At 44.9% G+C, this 17,069-nt stretch carries 18 protein-coding genes; 6 read left to right on the top strand and 12 right to left on the bottom strand.

Translation table 11 applies throughout. The features are described 5' to 3' along the window. Positions 1-97: 97 nt before the first annotated feature. Both MAMMFC1_RS16415 and MAMMFC1_RS16410 read right to left on the bottom strand, forming a co-directional pair. On the bottom strand, positions 98-1,222 hold the full coding sequence (locus MAMMFC1_RS16415) for a hypothetical protein (RefSeq protein ID WP_126309573.1): 1,125 nt from the start codon (positions 1,220-1,222) through the stop codon (positions 98-100). Between the two features lie 49 nt (positions 1,223-1,271). Further along, positions 1,272-1,523 carry a hypothetical protein gene (locus tag MAMMFC1_RS16410; protein ID WP_126309572.1) on the bottom strand — a complete coding sequence of 84 codons (252 nt, stop codon included), beginning with the start codon at positions 1,521-1,523 and terminating at the stop codon, positions 1,272-1,274. Positions 1,524-1,785: 262 nt separating this feature from the next. On the opposite strand from MAMMFC1_RS16410, the gene MAMMFC1_RS16405 reads away from it, so the two are divergent. Continuing rightward, on the top strand, positions 1,786-2,130 hold the full coding sequence (locus tag MAMMFC1_RS16405; RefSeq protein WP_126309571.1) for a hypothetical protein: 345 nt from the start codon (positions 1,786-1,788) through the stop codon (positions 2,128-2,130). A 123-nt stretch (positions 2,131-2,253) separates the two neighbouring features. Further along, positions 2,254-2,718 (top strand): hypothetical protein, encoded by a 465-nt coding sequence (locus tag MAMMFC1_RS21870; protein WP_194085693.1) that lies wholly within the window; start codon positions 2,254-2,256, stop codon positions 2,716-2,718. A gap of 127 nt (positions 2,719-2,845) precedes the next feature. Here MAMMFC1_RS21870 and MAMMFC1_RS16395 read toward each other — a convergent pair whose 3' ends face one another. Together MAMMFC1_RS16395 and nagA are read right to left on the bottom strand one after the other, a co-directional pair. Beyond that, positions 2,846-3,346: a PTS sugar transporter subunit IIA gene (locus MAMMFC1_RS16395; protein WP_126309570.1), complete on the bottom strand. Its 501-nt coding sequence runs from the start codon at positions 3,344-3,346 to the stop codon at positions 2,846-2,848. A gap of 52 nt (positions 3,347-3,398) precedes the next feature. Beyond that, positions 3,399-4,544: an N-acetylglucosamine-6-phosphate deacetylase gene (gene nagA / locus MAMMFC1_RS16390; protein ID WP_126309569.1), complete on the bottom strand. Its 1,146-nt coding sequence runs from the start codon at positions 4,542-4,544 to the stop codon at positions 3,399-3,401. A gap of 135 nt (positions 4,545-4,679) precedes the next feature. Between nagA and MAMMFC1_RS16385 the strand changes: the two genes are divergently transcribed. The 3 genes from MAMMFC1_RS16385 (at position 4,680) to MAMMFC1_RS21605 (ending at position 6,918) form a co-directional block, all read left to right on the top strand. Continuing rightward, the gene (locus MAMMFC1_RS16385) at positions 4,680-5,561 is read left to right on the top strand and encodes an RluA family pseudouridine synthase (protein WP_126309568.1); all 882 of its coding nucleotides are present in this window, start codon (positions 4,680-4,682) and stop codon (positions 5,559-5,561) included. Positions 5,562-5,665: 104 nt separating this feature from the next. Continuing rightward, positions 5,666-6,595 (top strand): class II fructose-1,6-bisphosphate aldolase, encoded by a 930-nt coding sequence (gene fba / locus MAMMFC1_RS16380; protein WP_126309567.1) that lies wholly within the window; start codon positions 5,666-5,668, stop codon positions 6,593-6,595. A 179-nt stretch (positions 6,596-6,774) separates the two neighbouring features. Further along, positions 6,775-6,918 carry a hypothetical protein gene (locus MAMMFC1_RS21605; protein WP_158618800.1) on the top strand — a complete coding sequence of 48 codons (144 nt, stop codon included), beginning with the start codon at positions 6,775-6,777 and terminating at the stop codon, positions 6,916-6,918. A gap of 42 nt (positions 6,919-6,960) precedes the next feature. On the opposite strand, the gene MAMMFC1_RS16375 is transcribed toward MAMMFC1_RS21605, so the two are convergent. Together MAMMFC1_RS16375 and MAMMFC1_RS16370 are read right to left on the bottom strand one after the other, a co-directional pair. Next, positions 6,961-8,469, bottom strand: coding sequence for an AAA family ATPase (locus MAMMFC1_RS16375; protein WP_126309566.1), 1,509 nt, complete (start codon positions 8,467-8,469; stop codon positions 6,961-6,963). Next, on the bottom strand, positions 8,470-9,012 hold the full coding sequence (locus MAMMFC1_RS16370; RefSeq protein WP_126309565.1) for a hypothetical protein: 543 nt from the start codon (positions 9,010-9,012) through the stop codon (positions 8,470-8,472). A 174-nt stretch (positions 9,013-9,186) separates the two neighbouring features. Between MAMMFC1_RS16370 and MAMMFC1_RS16365 the strand changes: the two genes are divergently transcribed. Next, positions 9,187-9,381, top strand: coding sequence for a DUF378 domain-containing protein (locus MAMMFC1_RS16365; RefSeq protein ID WP_126310668.1), 195 nt, complete (start codon positions 9,187-9,189; stop codon positions 9,379-9,381). 78 nt (positions 9,382-9,459) lie between these two features. On the opposite strand, the gene MAMMFC1_RS16360 is transcribed toward MAMMFC1_RS16365, so the two are convergent. The 6 genes from MAMMFC1_RS16360 to MAMMFC1_RS16340 all read right to left on the bottom strand — a co-directional run bounded on the left by MAMMFC1_RS16360 (position 9,460) and on the right by MAMMFC1_RS16340 (position 17,067). After that, positions 9,460-10,848, bottom strand: coding sequence for a J domain-containing protein (locus MAMMFC1_RS16360; protein ID WP_126309564.1), 1,389 nt, complete (start codon positions 10,846-10,848; stop codon positions 9,460-9,462). Positions 10,849-10,850: 2 nt separating this feature from the next. After that, positions 10,851-12,692, bottom strand: coding sequence for an Hsp70 family protein (locus tag MAMMFC1_RS16355; RefSeq protein WP_126309563.1), 1,842 nt, complete (start codon positions 12,690-12,692; stop codon positions 10,851-10,853). Next, positions 12,673-13,329, bottom strand: coding sequence for a nucleotide exchange factor GrpE (gene grpE, locus MAMMFC1_RS16350; RefSeq protein ID WP_126309562.1), 657 nt, complete (start codon positions 13,327-13,329; stop codon positions 12,673-12,675). The genes MAMMFC1_RS16355 and grpE overlap by 20 nt, the downstream gene beginning before the upstream one ends. A gap of 177 nt (positions 13,330-13,506) precedes the next feature. Continuing rightward, the gene (locus MAMMFC1_RS21600) at positions 13,507-13,875 is read right to left on the bottom strand and encodes a hypothetical protein (protein ID WP_158618799.1); all 369 of its coding nucleotides are present in this window, start codon (positions 13,873-13,875) and stop codon (positions 13,507-13,509) included. 160 nt (positions 13,876-14,035) lie between these two features. Next, positions 14,036-14,983 (bottom strand): TIGR01212 family radical SAM protein, encoded by a 948-nt coding sequence (locus MAMMFC1_RS16345; protein ID WP_126309561.1) that lies wholly within the window; start codon positions 14,981-14,983, stop codon positions 14,036-14,038. Between the two features lie 299 nt (positions 14,984-15,282). Then, positions 15,283-17,067, bottom strand: coding sequence for a B12-binding domain-containing radical SAM protein (locus MAMMFC1_RS16340; RefSeq protein ID WP_126309560.1), 1,785 nt, complete (start codon positions 17,065-17,067; stop codon positions 15,283-15,285). Between the last annotated feature and the right edge of the window lie 2 nt (positions 17,068-17,069).

The raw sequence follows: 17,069 nt of genomic DNA, 5'->3' as shown, positions 1-17,069 counted from the left end.
TCCTCCTTGTTGGTAATTGGAATACATTACATGGAATAACCATTCTCCGTTAAATACTAAACTCCTCCGTATATACCATCAATATTATATTATTTTATTATTTATATATGCGTACGTGAACGGTACGTAACATTTGTTGGTCCAATCCTTCCCATTCTGGTGGATATTTCATTTCAACAGCCTTCAACCCTAAGGAAGTATCGCATTCATAACTGGCGTTCAAGATTTGCAATGCCATAATCGAATTGGTTGCCTGGCAGGCGCCGGCAACTTCTTCTCTGGTCGCATGAAAGGTTATAACACACTCGTCATTAATATCAGTTTTAGCCATTCCGCAGGCATAACAATGCTCAAAAGTCGGAATACGGGATAATATGTCAGCTGTCACCTGCAAAATAATGGCAGCACATAATTCGAAATATTGCTTATTGAACGTGCTGGGTTCTTTGTCCTGGTACTGAATTCTTCCCGAGGGAAGCAATTCACATGTTTGCCTGGGCACAACAGCTTTGGGCGGCAGCCAAACCGTAATTAAAGGTATATTCACATGAAAGTCTACATCAACCTCTACAATTACCGGCAATCTCATCTGCGACAAGGTTTCATCAATTTTCAACCCGATGGCTCCCGGTTCTCCCTCCAGTAACCGCTGAATATTTTCTATCCGGGTAGTTTCCTCAGTTTCGTGTTTGGATTTAGCTTCTTCATATACCTTGATCTCCTCGGCATGACGGCGTTCAATTTCGGCCTGACTGGCAATATGAGACTCTTCTAAAGCCTCTTCCCTCGTTTTGAAAACAATATACAAAGAAAAGGCGGCAGCTACAGCCAAAGGTACGGTAATCCACAAGGTAATGACATTAAACAACACGGCAACAGCAATAGCCAAAATAGCTAAAATACCAATCCTGCTAGCAATTGGCATCATAAATTGGGTTTCGATTTTTTTACGGTTCTGTTCATAGAGATATTCATAATCGGTCAGTACCAATTCGGGAAAAGTTATCCTTTCTAAAAAAGGTTCATAGTCTACTTGCTCATATACTAATTTGCTGACTGCTCCTAACTTCAACTCATAATCCTGATGCTGAATAAATTCTTTACGCCAGCGTTCAAACTGTTCTTCCCCTTTGAAATAACGTACTTCAGCCTTTTCCTGTTGAATATTTTCATCGTGATTACGTCTGCCAGATTGTGGTTTATTTTGCGGTTTTACTGCCATATATTAACCCCTTTTTCAATTTATGCTCGGTTTTATACCGGATAAATTCTTACTTTCTGATAGTTATACGAATTGTCATCCTCGCCACTACATAACAGAAAGCTAATACACCACCAACTGTAAAGAAAAAAGCTACTGGCTTCACCATCAACAGTTCCGAACTGGCAATAAGGCTAAATAATAAAGCAGTCATATAGGCCAAAAACATTTCTCCATATTTGGGACTGCTAATCCTTGGCGCAATGATAAGCCAAACCAAAAAACCGACAAGGATAATATTAATGTTTTGAATAAACTCCATTATGGTACTATATGCTCCTCTCTCCCCATTGAAAAAACATAGAGATCAATATTTAATTTCGATTCTTGATCAATAATTTCCTGCTTTTGTGAGTGTAAAATTTACGCTAAGAAATTTTCGGCAGCGATTTAGGCTTTAAAATGTTGACGGTTGTAACATTATGTTTAAGCCTATCATATGCTGAAGTAGGTAGCGCAAACAGATAGATACAATATTGGCACCAAGTGAATAAATATCTTTATAAAGGAGGATGTTGGTATCCATGGAAAGCAAATACCCGCATTGGTACAGCCACGACCACGATGAAAAGTTGTGCTGTGATTATCCCGACAAAGACGTGATGTGCTGCGACGAGTTGCCAGACTACCTGCCCCCAAAAGCATACTATGATAATTTCAAAGATCGACTCATGTGTTTCTTGGGTGATGAAGTCCTTATCGGCACAGACGCAATGCTTTTTTGCCGGACTTCGACCTTCTGTGGCACTATTTGTTACGTAGGCTGCGACTATATTATCGTGAACAGTTTTTATCGGCATAAGCCCATTTCCCTGCATGTACCGATTAAAATGATCCGGTTCATTGCTCCTTTTAAGTCCCGCCGTTAATTAGGTTTTCATCTCGCCAGCAATGTTGCTGACCCCTCTATCCATCACACATTTCATACACAAAAGCATACCCTATACTATATATTATACTGACTTTGATAGAGGAGATGAGGAGATGATGAAATGAGAAAACCATTCAGCCGCCGGCCCACCCCGGTTGATCCAGCACATATGATTACGCTGCATCAGGAGGCAATTGAACAATTGGAACTGATGCGGTCTTCGGCTGATGCCGCGGAACATGCAACGGATTCTATGCGCGATAGCTTGGACAGTATGACAGAAAACCACTGGGAAGCTTACATGGACGTTTTACACATGATTAGTTTACATGATGACTCAATGGCAAACTCCATAAAAAAGTATGGGCTAAAGTTAAGAGACAATGAGACGGAAGAAAATGAAAGACAGTGGGGAAATCGGTTGCTACTCACACTTCTGCTACTAGGATTAATCCGCAGGCACCGTCGCTTTGTACAATTCTATAGCCAGCGGGGAAATCCCATGGGTGAATATCTTCGTAACTCGTTAGCAATGGAACGGGAGCATCTGGCCAAATTTATATCTATGATTAACTATGTTATGTAAAAAACGCAAACCGTTTTTGAACCGTGAAAAGCAAGTTCAAAAACAAAACCAGGAGGACTTTAGGTCCCCCTGGTTATTTTCGTTTTCAATCCACGTTTTTCGGAAATCAAGCAACTTCGCACAGGGATTAGTTTTTCAGCGCAATTTCCATTATTACTCCATTACCACTATCCACAAACTTCATTAATTTGCTTACCTTTTCATCCATGTTGGTAATGACAATTGGTGTCGTTAACAATTTCCCCTGACTTCGAATATAGTCCAGGTCAAAAGTTAGCAGCTTTTCACCGCAACGCACTTTATTTCCAGGTTTCACATGGGCAGTAAAGCCTGTCCCCCCCAGTTCCACGGTATCTAGTCCCACATGAATCAGAATCTCGACACCTTCGTTTGATATTAATGCCACTGCATGCAGTGTCGGCGGCAGCACTGCTATCTCTCCGTCACAAGGAGCAACTATAAGTCCTTCATCGGGTTCAATGCCCACTCCATCTCCTATCATGCATCCGGCGAAAACCTGATCCGGCACTTGTGAGATGTCCATTATCCGTCCTTTTACCGGTGCAAATAGTTTTAATGAAGAATTCGAAGAATTTGAATACTTTTTTCTTTTTAAAAAATTGAACATATGATTCCCACCTGTCTGAAATTTATCATCGGGATACAGTTTGCCGGCCTTTCTAACTCATTGCCTTTTGGTATACTATCCGCCCTCTGACCAGGGTTAACAGCACGTTGACGGCCTCATCGAAAACAACCATATCCGCATCCATACCTGGTGCAATGCTGCCTTTACAGCAATCGATACCCAATTTGCGCGCCGGATTAATTGTAACCATTTTAACAATTTCACTGAGCGAGAGTCTGGAGGTAGCTCTAAAATTCGCAACCGCTTTATTAAGCGTAAGCACACTCCCGGCGATTACGCCGCTATTTAAACGGGCTGCGCCGCTTTTTACATTTACTCTTTGCCCGCCCAGGTCATATATTCCATCCGGCATTAGACAAGCCCGCATCGCGTCGGTAATCAAAATTAGCTTTTCCACTCCTTTAAGCTTAAGAAGCAAACGCTGGGCGGCGGGATGAACGTGAATGTTATCAGCAATCAGTTCGCAGGTTACACTACTGTCCGTCAGCGCGCCCAGCATGCCCGGTTGACGGTGGTCAAAAGCAGTGAAAGCATTAAATGTATGAGTAATATGAGATGCTCCGGCCGCGATAGCCGCCATGGCCTGATCGTAGGTTGCCGCGCTATGTCCGGCCGCAATAATAATGTTATCTCTCCGTGCCTTTTGAATAAATTCAAGACTGCCGTACATCTCAGGAGCTATTGTTACTATCTTAATTACATCGGCGAAACGGTCAATCCTGCTATAATCCGGTTCCAAAATATATTGTGGATCCTGCGCCCCTTTATGCTCTTTACTAATGAATGGTCCTTCCAAATGAGAGCCTAATATTTCGGCGCCAGGTGATTGGCCCATTTTGCCCCGAATGCGCGCCAGCGCGTTTTCCACAAGATCAAACCGCATGGTCATAGTCGTCGGCAAAAAGGCCGTAACGCCGGTCTGAGCCAAGCTTTTACTTAACACATCCAGCGCACTATCCTCTTCATCCATAGTGTCCATGCCAGCACAACCATGGATATGAAGATCAATAAAGCCGGGAGCCAGATAGTTTCCTTCCGCATCAATTTTTTCCCGCAGCTGATAGCAGTCCAAGGACGTATCCGGAACCACCGCTGCTATTTTTTCGGTATATACCACCGCAGAATTTTCAATCAATCCCGTTTCAGTGATTATTTTAGCATTATGAATGGCTCGCAATTGGCATCGTCCTTTATAACTTTTTTATAGCCGTGTTCATTATAACATATTTTTCTTTATAGGATTTTTCCAAGCGCACAGCGAAATACTATCAGAGTATCCGCGTGTCCGCTTCAATAAATCAAAGGAGACATTATGCGTAGTTTCGTTATTCCCGAAGGCTTTGACGGGATGTCGGTTAAAGATTTTCTCCGCCGCGACGGCATATCCTTAAGTCTTTGGCGAAAAATTAAACAGTCCGGCAGTGTTGAAGTCAATGGTTTGCCGGCTGCTCCCCGCACGCCATTGAAAGCAGGGGATGTTATCCGCGTAATCTGGCCGGTGGCGAACGATCTGGCCCCAATACCGTTAGACCTCGTCATCCGTTATGAAGATGATTATCTTTTGGTCGTGGATAAACCGCCCGGGCTTCTCGTTCATCCCGTGAGTCTCAGTCAGGAAACTACCTTGGCCAACGGCATTATTAACTACTTTCAAACGAAAGGCTTATCATGCGGGTTTCATCCGGTGAATCGTCTTGACCGGAATACCTCCGGCCTGGTCCTTATCGCCAAGGCGCCTGATGTCCACCACCTGTTGAATCAGCGTTTTCCCTTAATTAGCAAAGAATATTTAGCAATAGTGTCCGGCGTTCCTTATCCATTATCCGGTATAATAGAGGCCGCAATATCCCGCTGTCCGGACAGTATCATCAAACGTATGGTGAATCCTGGCGGCCAATCGTCTATTACTGCCTTTCAGGTAGTCCATGTTTTGACCAACAATATTGCCAGCCTGGTTAAACTTTCCCTCAAAACCGGACGGACTCATCAGATCCGGGTACATATGAGCCATATCGGTCATCCTCTGCTGGGAGATGATTTATACGGCGGTTCCACTGAACTCATCTCCCGGCAGGCCCTTCACGCTTCCCGCCTTGTTTTCCCCCACCCTGTATCACGGCAATCATTGTCCATTGAAAGTCCGCTTCCCGATGACATCTGTGCACTGTTAACAAGATTGTCCAACAACTGGTGATATTCCTAATAATTTCTATATAATTGCATTGCTTGTTTCTCTTTTACCCAAATATTATGATATAATACGATCAGAACTACCAACAATTTCTAGGAGGGATTTGTATGCCGTTAGTTACAACCAGTGAAATGTTTAAAAAAGCCTACGAAGGCCAATACGCTGTCGGCGCCTTTAACGTAAACAACATGGAAATCATCCAGGGCATTGTGGACGCCGCCAAGGAGGAAAACGCTCCGTTAATTTTGCAAGTATCCGCCGGTGCCCGCAAATACGCAAAACATATCTACCTCGTGAAGCTAGTCGAAGCAGCATTGGAAGACTCCGGCCTTCCTATCGCCCTGCATCTCGACCATGGGGAAGATTTTGAAATATGCAAATCGTGTATCGACGGCGGCTTTACTTCTGTTATGATCGACGGTTCAAAACTACCGTTTGAAGAAAATATTGCGGTAACCAAGAAAGTGGTTGAATACGCTCATGAACGCGGTATAGTGGTGGAAGCCGAATTGGGCCGTCTGGCCGGGGTTGAAGACGCCGTCAACGTCAATGCTAAGGACGCTACCTATACAGACCCCGATCAAGCAGTAGAATTCGTTGAACGTACCGGCGTCGACTCTTTGGCCATTGCCATTGGTACCAGCCACGGAGCATATAAATTCAAGGGCGAGTGCAAGCTGGACTTCGCCCGCTTGGAAACCATCTCCAATAAGCTTCCCGGCTTCCCAGTGGTGCTGCACGGCGCATCCACCGTACTACCTGAATTTGTGGAAAAATGCAACCAGTATGGCGGCAAAATCCATGGTGCCCAGGGTGTTCCGGAAGATATGCTGCTAAAAGCAGGTAAGATGGGTGTATGCAAGATTAATATTGATACCGACCTACGCCTGGCGATGACTGCCAGCATCCGTGAACACTTTGCGAAAAATCCTGCGGATTTTGATCCCCGTCAATACTTGAAACCCGCACGTGAAGCTATCAAGAACATGGTCAAACACAAAATACGCAATGTACTCAACTGCAGTAACCGTATCTAAATACATACCAATTAAAAAATTAATGATATCCGGGTATTAGGAACGCTTCGCCGCTGTCGCTTAACCTCAGCTTATCCTAATACCCGGATATCATTCTTTAATGGGACATATATAGAATAGATCTTTTATTATCCGGACAAATTAACACCAAATCCAGACTGAAAGGAGATATGCCGCTTATGTGTCCCAATAATATTACCGACATTACCTATGCAACTTTGTCCAGCGAAGAACTGACAACCGTTAAACAGTTTGAAGAGGATTTCGCCAGAAAACACGGTAATACGCTTTACCTGCTTGCCTTCATCAATCACAAAAAATAGTATCTAACCGGCGCTCTTGGGAGCGCCTTTTACATTTTATTACTATACTGATTCCGCTAGTTCACTTTGATTGCTTTGATCTGCCAGTATTGTCCGGAATTCGTTTCCGGATATTACTTCCTGATTTAAAAGCGTCTGAACGGTTATATCCATCGCCGATTGTTGTTCCGCCAAAATGTCTTTGACCTGTTTCGCAATATTTTGCAGAATATCGCTAATGGTATTGTGGAGAAGTTCTTGCGGAATATCTTCCGGTGAAACTATGCCAAGTTCGGACATACCGCCAAAAATAATCTGTTTTGAAAGTTCGGCAGCCTGTTTAAAATCATTGGCAGCGCCAGTACTCCGATTACCCAGGAAGATCTCTTCGGCAATGGCACCGGCGATTGCAACTGAAATCTTCTTCTGAATATATTCAACAGTATAAATGTATATGTCTGTTTGCTGCGTTTGTCGTACATAACCTAATGCGTTGCCGCGAGGCGCGATGTTCACACTAGCGACCGAACCCGGTTGGGTCCATTCGCTTAAAATTGCATGTCCGGTCTCGTGAATGGCAATCCGCTTAGTTTCTTCCGGTCCAGGAATTCGATCCAGTTTTTCACCCATAATAACTTTTTCAACCGCGTTTTTCAGATGCTCAGCGGTTATTGTACTGCTACTTTCACGAAAGGCTAAAATAGCGGCTTCATTGGTGACACTTTCAAGGTGGGCGCCGGAAAACCCAAATGTGTCGCTGGCTACATCTTCCAACGAAACGTCTTCAGCCAGAGGCTTATTGCGCGTGTGCAATTCCAAAATCCGTTGACGGCCTTTTTTGTCAGGCAAATCAACCTTTACTCGCCGGTCAAACCGACCGGGCCGCAGGAGGGCTTGATCAAGAATATCCATCCGGTTGGTTGCCCCAATAACCAGGATTCGGACATCATCGTCCGCAGATAGACCGTCCATCTGAACCAGCAACTCGTTTAAAGTCTGATCGTATTCCAAATGACCGGCGTTTTGCCCTCTTTTTCCACCCAGCACTTCGATTTCATCAATGAAGACCACAGCACTTGACTTGCCATGCTTTTTGGCAATATTCCTGGCCTGTTTAAACAGTTGCCGCACCCGCTGGGCGCCGACACCTACATACATTTCAACAAATTCAGAACCGCTGGCGGCAAGAAAGGCAGATCCTGTGAATTGGGCAGCGGCTTTCGCCAGCAATGTCTTCCCTGTCCCCGGGGGACCATTTAACAATATTCCTTTTAATGGGCGAATGCCAAGGCTTCGGATACTCTCAACATTTTTAATGAATTCCAGTGCTTCCCTTAGTTCTCCTTTGGCCACATCCTGGCCGCCGATATCGTCAAAGTGTATCAGTTGTTCCTCCGCTCCCGTCTGCCCAACTGCTGCAAACGACTTACGGCCGGCCCGTTTTACATTCATATAATAGATGGCGCCCAAAAGGCTGCCGAACAGTAGGACTGGCAAAATGTCAAGGCCCTGTATCGCCAGAAAAATCAATATGGCAACCACCACACCCAGCACAACTTCAATGCGATACATCTATCTCACCTCCTTGGAATGAGATCGAGGTGTAATGACATACATTGCACGACCGTTTTTTTTCATTTGCAGATAGATATTATCGGTATCCACATAAACTTGGGTATTCACACCGGCAGAATTCGACTGGCTTTGAATTCTTTCAGCCATTACAGCAAACTTCCCGGTCACGATAGCTTCTTGAATGTAATAGTGAACAGAATAGTAAAAATCTTCAAGTTCCGGCGAACGGTCGTCTTGAATTACCAGGTCATATTTTTGGGTACCACCCTTTTTTTCCAAATTTTTTATTACCTCAGTATATACTTTCTGCAAATTATCAATATCACCAAGCTTGACCTGAATACTGACCTGTTCATTTGATTTTATCTGATCATTAAAATCCACCGTTACCTGTTCCACACCTTGAATCCCATTGAACATTTTATCCAAAGGTTTAGCTACGGCATAGCGATTCCACACAAACTGCCCACCCAATAACAAAGCAAGAGTTACAATAACGGTAACTACTCCCAGCAGCCATTTCATACTATTGTCTTGCATACAATCCAACTCCTCTCTCCGGAGTAAAGCAATACTATTAACTCAAAAATTATATCATATTCCTATAAAATTTTATATGGTAATTATCATCCTGTATATCCAGTCTTTAGTAGAATAAGTTGCAATAACCGAGGGTAAACTAAACATGTATATAATAACAAGGGGGAATAAATGATGGATAGAGTGGCCCTAATATTAGTTATCGCCGGAGCGTTGAACTGGCTGCTGGTTGGGTTGTTTAACCTTGACTTAGTAGCTGCTATTTTCGGTGGACAAAATTCTCTCCTCAGCCGGACTGTTTACACTCTAGTTGGTTTGGCTGGTATCTGGTCCCTGTCACTGCTCTTTAGGGAAAGAAGCCTAACTTAAATTATTTATTTTAGCCTACGCCTAAATAAATAAAGGGCTGACCTGAAATATAACAGGTTAGCCCCTTTGGAGTTGCACCTATAGCCGCAACGACCGTCTGGCCTCCCGGTTCAATCCCCCGGTCTTTTCCTTGAACAACGCTTCCCAGCGCGCCTGGAACCGTCGATAAATAATAGGACATTTTTTCTTCAAACAGACAATGCTGGCGGCATATTCTTCATCCATTTCCCGCAACTCTTCCAGTATTTCGTCAGGTAAGGCACTCCTAAGTTCATCCAGCATACCGCCATCCAGTACATCTTCCTCAACCAGCCATTCCATAGCGTCCAGTAAAACCAGCGGCAAAATCCGCTGGTCATTTAGCGCCCGCTCCATTTCCTTGCCGATAGAATAATTAGCCTGCGCCTGTTCCCGGGTTTCCCGGACTTCCTTGCTGTTTCGGTCGGCGGCATACGCCAAATCAGCCATACGTTTGGCGCCATCCGTGTCGCCGCTTTCCTTGCATTTGTGGTATTCTGCCAACAGTGCCGCAGCAATAACAGTTCTTTGTTGCGGCAGGCAAAAACGCTTGATAAATTTGCCTGTTTCCCGTTCTGCCCTGTTCAGGCTTTTCTTATCATCTAGTGCATCAGCCACCTGGAGCCAGGCAATAAACAGCCCGATATCGTCAGGATTTTCCCCGCCGGCACCGCTGGCCCGGGTTTCAAGCTCAGCCATAAATTCCTCTTCCCGGTCCGCATACTCATAAACAGACAAATACATGTCCCAATCTTGCGTTAGAGTTTCCGGATAGCGATGCCGCCGCTGTTCAGCTTCAACAAACGCACACGCACCATGATATTCTTCCAGCAACATGACGATTTTAGTTTTCCACAAGGCCGGCCAAACCTCATCGCCGACCGTTTCCCGCAATACGGTGAACTGTTCCTCAAATTTGGTTTCTTTATCTTGGTGTAAGTATAAATAGGCCAAAGCCAGCCTTGCCTTTTGGTATCCAGGGTCGATAGCCAATGCCCGGTTCAGTAATTTTTCTGCATTACCCATACTGCTGTTCATAGCCTCATGCACAAGGTCATCAACAGATTCGCCGTACTTGCGTAAAACATCATACTCCTTGCGCCGCCCGGCGTCGCGCAGGGTATCATAAGCCTGGCGGATTAGCTGATACTGCTCGGGGTGGGTTTCAGGAGGATGTTCTTTTACCTTGGCAATATAGTTTCGTTTTAAAATATCAAGGCTATCCGTATTACTGACGCCAAGGACGGCATAATAATCTTCCACCATAGCCAGTCCCTTTTTCCGGCGCCGCCTAAGAACAGCAGCCGGTTGCGGCTTGCCGGCAGGTTGTTTTTTCTTTTGTTCCCGTCGCTCTTTAATAATCGCAGCTTCTTCCTTTCCACTTTTCACGTCTTGTTCCTTGGGCAGCGGCAGTTCTTCCAAATTATCAAACAGGGGTTCCTGTTTCATACTTATTCCTCCCAAGTTTCCAATTCAATGAGAAAATCAGCCGCCTCATCGACCGCCTCCTGCAATAGTGGATAAGCATTTTCTTCAGCAAGCAGTAAAGTTTCCGATAGTTTCTGGTCAATTTGTTTCAATTTTTCCTGCTGCAGATCATTGCAAACGGTTTCAATATTTTGTATTCTGGTGCGCAGCAAGACAGCCTGCCTGCGAAGAGCGTCAAATTTTTCCGGCCCAATTTCGTCTTCCGGCCAATCATCATCCCCGTCAGGGTCCTCAGCGGGTAAATATTCCTCGGCGCCATCCTCAGTATGGGAATACAGAATGTTAAGTTTTTCCATGCTATCCTGAAAGGCTTCCTGAGAATCGCGGGCCAGTTCGTCATGTACCGTCAGGCTTTGTTCTTTGTTATTGGAAACACATTTGGCCGTTACTTCCAGAATACCATTCAAATCATACCGGTACGTCACGTCAATCCTTTCAGGTTCCCGCCGGTTTGATCGTATGCCTTGCAATAAGAACTTACCCAGCAAATGATTGCGTTTTACCTGTTCATGTTCTCCCTGATATATTTCTATTTCCGCCTCGGTCTGCTCAGGGACGGCTGTGCAAAATTTGTCTGTTCGAGCTGCGGGTACCGGCGTGTTGCGCGGAATAATGACATGGAAAATTCCTGACCGCATAACACCGTTGTAATTGCGGGCCACCGCAACCCCCAGGGAAAATGGGGCAACATCGGTGACAATAAGACCGCTTGCCGACAGAGCGCCTCCTTTTATGCCGGCCTGAACCGCCGCACCGAGAGCCACCGCTTCATCCGGGTTTACATCCGCACGCGGTTCTTTCTTGAATAACTCAACAATCATTTCCCGCACCCGCGGGATGCGGGTCGACCCCCCCACCAGCAAGATATCCTGCACATCTGCCGGCAAAATGCCGGCATCCGCCAGCGCTCTCTTCACACAGTCCGTTGTTTTATCCAGCAAATCTTTGATCAGTTGGTTGAAATCTTCGCGAGTAATCTCGGTAAATAGTCCCACCGGCCGGTTACGCTTCATCGTAAGCAACGGAATTTCCACAGAAACCTTATCTGCGGTGGATAGTTTCATTTTTATCTTTTCGGCCTGCTCTTTTAACAGGCTCTTTGCCCGTATGTCTTGGCGAGGGTCTATGCCATGGCTTTTTTTTACTTTTTCGGCCAGCCAATCGACCAGCCGCCAGTCAAAATCCTCGCCGCCCAACTGGCTATCTCCGGCTGAAGCCCTTACTTCCAGTATCCCGCTTATCATTTCCACAACCGAAACGTCAAATGTCCCCCCGCCCAAGTCGTACACCAATATATGCCGGTCTTCCCCCAGCTTATTAAGTCCATACGCCAAGGCTGCCGCCGTAGGTTCATTAATAATCCTTTCCACCGCAAAACCGGCCAATTCCCCGGCCTGTTTGGTAGCTCGCCGCTGTTCGTCGGTAAAATAAGCAGGAACAGTTATTACTGCCTCAATTTCATCGCCGCCCAATTTTGCTTCAATATGTTTTTTCAATTCCTTGAGAATAATAGCGGAAATTTCTTGCGCTGAAAATTGCTGACCGGCCATGGTAATAAGTTCCGTAGAACCCATCCTGCGCTTCACGGCGGCGACGACCCGGTCAGGCATAGCCACCAGCGAAGCCCGTGCCGTCTCACCAACAATAATACGTCCCTGCATATCCATCATAGCAACGGACGGCATAAGCCGTTTACCGTCGGACAGCGGAATAATTTCCGGCTGTCCATTGTGAATATATGCCGCTGCCGAATTAGTAGTCCCCAAATCAATCCCCACTATCGGCCTAACTATTTTTTTGCTCATAGTGATCCTCCCTGTATGTAACCACCTGCGCCTTACGCAGTAGAACTCCATCCCGAGTTATAAAACCCCGCCGCAGAACTTCCGCCACCTCATAAGGAATTTCTGGACTACCGGCAGGTCTTATCACCGTCCCTACGCATTCAGCGATCTCCGGGGCAAAGGTCTTGCCAACCACTTCAACTTCCAGTATGCCAACTTCTGCCAAAGCCCGGCTGATCCGACATCGCCACTGATTAAGCACTGTCTGCCACGAATGCTCGGCTGCCGCATCCAGCCGGGCACAAACTGCATCCAACTCATCAAGCTGATCTATTAACGCGGCCCGCAACTGTTCGTTTTGTTTGTTTAAAACGTCAACTTGAGCAGTATCCAGAGCGAGTTCAGCCTGTCGTTCCAGTACTTGTCCCAGCATCTGGTGCAGACCGGCCAATCCGGCCTGTATTTCCTGCCCGGATTTGTATTGCAGTCTGGCTAGTTTGGCTATCTGCGCGTTGAAGTCGGCACTCTGACTCACCCCAGCCTCACTCATATCCTCCAGCCGAGTCAATCCATCCTTCATTTCTGCAATCTGCTGATTAATGCCGCCAAGTTGTTCATCCAACGAATGTCGCTTCTTTTTCCAGAAAACCCACTCCATTTTGTTCTCTCCCTGCTTAATATCCTAAAAAGGTCTATTTTAATACTATAATACCAAAATTCCACCTAGATTTTCCATACCTATTTTTTGCCATTATCAAAAAACTACCGTTCATTGCATGAATAGCAAATGAAACGAAACCCAGGGATTAAAAAAAAAACATCGTTAAGACGATGTTCAGCAGTAGCAGGTTATATACTTTTCAGTTAAAGCATCCAGCGCTTTACGAATTTCTTGGATGCTCTCTTCAGTCAGGTTAAAGTCCTTTAAATCTTCGCTATGCACTATAGAAGCGAGCTTATGAATACGCTCCAATAGCTGAAGTTTTTCCATTGTCAATATTACACTCTCCTTAAAAACGACTTGCAAGTATAATATTAACAACATACTCTCCCTTTGTAAATATGTCATGAAAATACACAGAAAAGCAAGTTTTCTTTGAATTGTATACACTATTTCCCTTTCATTCAACCAAGTGGCAAAATCCGCCATTACTAACTTACGAGTTTGACAAGCTTGAGAAGATGTATCTGAGCTAAACGCCAAATTTGACGTGCTCAATAATCGCCTATTTCAGCAAGAAGCCGCCATTCACCAACTTAAAGCAGTCAAGTAGCTCCCGTCCATCCCGCCGGGCTTTTTTATCGGCGGGACTGACAGCTCTTAGCTGCGGGAAAGACAACAATGGTGCGCAAACGCGTACAATCTATATAAACTTTTGTACCGCCCGACCGTTCAAATAGTTACATCTTTTGCCTTGCCATGTATCTAATTCTTCCAAACGCTGTTCAATCGCGTCCCGAATTTTCCACCAACCGGTTTGCCAATTGGTAAATAAGGTGTTTTGCTCGGGGGCCCTGCCGATTAAACGTTGGACAGTAATGCGGGGATGTAAGTGCTCCAGGAAGGTCACTACCCGCTCGATGTATTCTTCCTTACTGATCAAGGCGATTGTCCCCCGTTGATACCATTCGGCCATAACCGTGTCTTTAACAATGTACAGGGCATGCAGCTTAACTTGGTCAATACCGAGAGCCGAGACGATCTTAGCGTTTTCTGCAACGTCAGCCATATCGTCCCAGGGCAAATTCAAGATTAAATGCGCACAAATGTCTATACCATACCGCTTGGCTCGCACTACGGCGTCAATAAACTCCGCCAGCGTATGTCCCCGGTTGATTTTTACAAGGGTATGATAATTCACAGTTTGCAGACCCAGCTCAAGGACAATATCTACTCCATACTCTTCTTTTATACGGGAAAGCAAATCAAGATATTGATCATGAACACAATCCGGCCGCGTTGCCAGTGCAATCCCAACAATATCCGCTCCTTCCCGGCAGGCTGCCAACAAATAGTTTTCCAGTTTATCAACAGGAAGGTAAGTGTTGCTGAAGTTCTGGAAGTAAGGAATAAATTTACTTGCTTTGTACTTAGCGGCAATGTGTTCTTTATTCGCTTTTATCTGAGCTGCAACTGTCATGGACGCAGGCAGGTTCTCGTAACCGGCTCCAATCTGACCGCAAAATACACAGCCGTTGATACCACATGTTCCATCCCGGTTGGGGCAGGTTACCGGCAAGCTTATGGGCAGCTTGTATACTTTTTCGCCGTATCGCTGCTTTAGGTATTCCGAATACATGTAATACCTCATGAAACAATTCCTTTCATGATTATTCACTTTAAGTTGGGAACTGCTTATAAACCGCCATCTGCGTCGTTGCTCCTGCGGTCCTCACTACAACCGTTCTGGCCTAGTTAGCCTTTTTCTAAGTAGTCTGTGCGAACCACCAGTACGCCTCCGTTCCGGTCCCCGTCGCGCCTACGGTCTGACTATGATGGTTAGAACTGTAATTAGCAAATATCATTACAATAAGTTTTTTTCATATGCAACGGTATCTGGCGATTTCTAAGCAGTTCGTGGCATTTGTAAAATAAGCAGGTACCTTCTTATCACCAAAAATCTTCCGGCTTGATTGTTTGAAACGCCGGGCTGTTGCCGGCGTATGAAAACAGGATAGCGACTTCTTTTTGTTGTACGGTAGTACTCCCTGGTAATCTTTCTTGTATATAGGAAGGAATGTCATAATTAAAGACCTCAATATGATACTTTTTCTTAATGTCCCGCCATGTTGTGAAACTGTAATTTTTCACATAGCGGCTGACCCGGTCAGCATCCCGCCAATAGGATGCTTTCTCTTTCTCCCAGGGGTCGCTTTCATGCTGAGCAGATTGATTCCAAGGTAGAAATTCCGGGCGGACCAAAACTTTATCCGCCAATAAGGCATCAAACTTTAAGAACTCCAGGTATAGATTCATGTCTTGTAAATGACCCTTTTCGAAAAATTGAGCCATGTATAAATATAGTGATTTTACCCCGTGAGACACAAGGTGCAACCCGCGTTCTTCCCAATAAGCCGCAAGGTCGTAATAGAATTTGAAAGCGCTTCCCGTATGCTTTAGAATCATCCAAGGCAAACTATACCGAAATCTGCCGCTGTTGTAAACTTGATTAAACACCTCTTCCATAATCTTAAGTCTGCGAATTTCATCATAGCTTAGGCAATTATTGGCCAATACCTCGTACGGTGCCGAATCCATGTATACATAACCATACTTGGCCGCTTCCCGTCGGATACCTGATCCTTTAAGCAGCTTCAAGAAACCAATCTGGAGCATATCGGGCTGTAAACTATAAACATCATTAAATGACCGTGCAAATTTATTCATATCTTCATAAGGCAGGCCGACAATCAAATCAAGATGAAGATGAATGTTGCCGTGTTTGTGAAGGCAGCGAACATTGTTTGCAATCCGTTCCCAGTTATTCTGACGCTGAATGGCACACAAAGTAGATTGGTTCGTTGACTGAATCCCAATCTCAAATTGGAATCGCCCCGGCGGAACAGTCTGCAAAAAACTGAGCACCTCCCTATCCCACATATCGGCAGCAATCTCGAAATGGAAGTTGGTACGGCAACTCTGATTTGCCAAAAACTTCAGTATGGGGAAATAGTGATCCTTGCGGGCATTAAAAGTCCGATCAACAAATTTAACTTGCTTTACATCGTGCCTGATAAAAAACTCCAAGTCGTTAAACACCCGCTCCAGGCTCAAAAAACGTACTCCTTGAGTAATACTGGACAGACAGTATTGGCAAGAGAACGGGCAACCGCGTGAACTTTCATAATAAATAATTTTATCTTTTAAATCGTAGATATCGGTGGTGACATAAGGAAAAGGCAAACTATTAAGGTCGGGGATGATATTGGGTAAGCCATTGGCAACCACATCCGCCCCTCGCCTGTAACACAGCCCCGGTACACGTTCTTCTTTGTATCCGGCCGGTACCTTAAGCAAAGCGGCAAAAGCCTCTTCCCCTTCACCCATAACAATATAATCGATGGCAGGATATTTTTCAAGGATAGTATCGGGATCATAGGAAACTTCCGGTCCACCTAACACAATTTTGCCATTGGGCAGAACTTTTTTTATCAGACTTGCCAGATTTAAAATTAAGTTCATATTCCATATGTAACATGCTATCCCAATTACCTCCGGTTTTAGCCGATAAATATCACTCAGCATAGCAAGCAAATCATTATTGATGGTATACTCCCGAATCATAAATTCATTATCCTGCTTCAATGACTCAGACTCACAATAAGAACGCAAAGAACGGAGCGCCAAAGAAGAATGTATATATTGGGCGTTTAAAGCTATTAGTAGAATTTTCAATT

It is taken from the genome of Methylomusa anaerophila (assembly GCF_003966895.1).
In the GTDB taxonomy this organism is placed as follows: domain Bacteria; phylum Bacillota; class Negativicutes; order Sporomusales; family Sporomusaceae; genus Methylomusa; species Methylomusa anaerophila.
This window is presented reverse-complemented; position numbering and strand designations above follow the sequence as displayed.

Coding starts and splice junctions, on each gene's coding strand:
- MAMMFC1_RS16365 (WP_126310668.1), top strand. CDS start 9,187: ATGGATAGAGTGGCCCTAATATTAGTTATCGCCGGAGCGTTGAACTGG.
- MAMMFC1_RS16345 (WP_126309561.1), bottom strand. CDS start 14,983: ATGAGGTATTACATGTATTCGGAATACCTAAAGCAGCGATACGGCGAA.
- MAMMFC1_RS16370 (WP_126309565.1), bottom strand. CDS start 9,012: ATGCAAGACAATAGTATGAAATGGCTGCTGGGAGTAGTTACCGTTATT.
- grpE (WP_126309562.1), bottom strand. CDS start 13,329: ATGGAGTGGGTTTTCTGGAAAAAGAAGCGACATTCGTTGGATGAACAA.
- MAMMFC1_RS16395 (WP_126309570.1), bottom strand. CDS start 3,346: ATGTTCAATTTTTTAAAAAGAAAAAAGTATTCAAATTCTTCGAATTCT.
- MAMMFC1_RS16415 (WP_126309573.1), bottom strand. CDS start 1,222: ATGGCAGTAAAACCGCAAAATAAACCACAATCTGGCAGACGTAATCAC.
- fba (WP_126309567.1), top strand. CDS start 5,666: ATGCCGTTAGTTACAACCAGTGAAATGTTTAAAAAAGCCTACGAAGGC.
- MAMMFC1_RS16410 (WP_126309572.1), bottom strand. CDS start 1,523: ATGGAGTTTATTCAAAACATTAATATTATCCTTGTCGGTTTTTTGGTT.
- MAMMFC1_RS21870 (WP_194085693.1), top strand. CDS start 2,254: ATGAGAAAACCATTCAGCCGCCGGCCCACCCCGGTTGATCCAGCACAT.
- MAMMFC1_RS16385 (WP_126309568.1), top strand. CDS start 4,680: ATGCGTAGTTTCGTTATTCCCGAAGGCTTTGACGGGATGTCGGTTAAA.
- MAMMFC1_RS16375 (WP_126309566.1), bottom strand. CDS start 8,469: ATGTATCGCATTGAAGTTGTGCTGGGTGTGGTGGTTGCCATATTGATT.
- MAMMFC1_RS16355 (WP_126309563.1), bottom strand. CDS start 12,692: ATGAGCAAAAAAATAGTTAGGCCGATAGTGGGGATTGATTTGGGGACT.
- MAMMFC1_RS16405 (WP_126309571.1), top strand. CDS start 1,786: ATGGAAAGCAAATACCCGCATTGGTACAGCCACGACCACGATGAAAAG.
- MAMMFC1_RS16360 (WP_126309564.1), bottom strand. CDS start 10,848: ATGAAACAGGAACCCCTGTTTGATAATTTGGAAGAACTGCCGCTGCCC.
- MAMMFC1_RS21605 (WP_158618800.1), top strand. CDS start 6,775: ATGTGTCCCAATAATATTACCGACATTACCTATGCAACTTTGTCCAGC.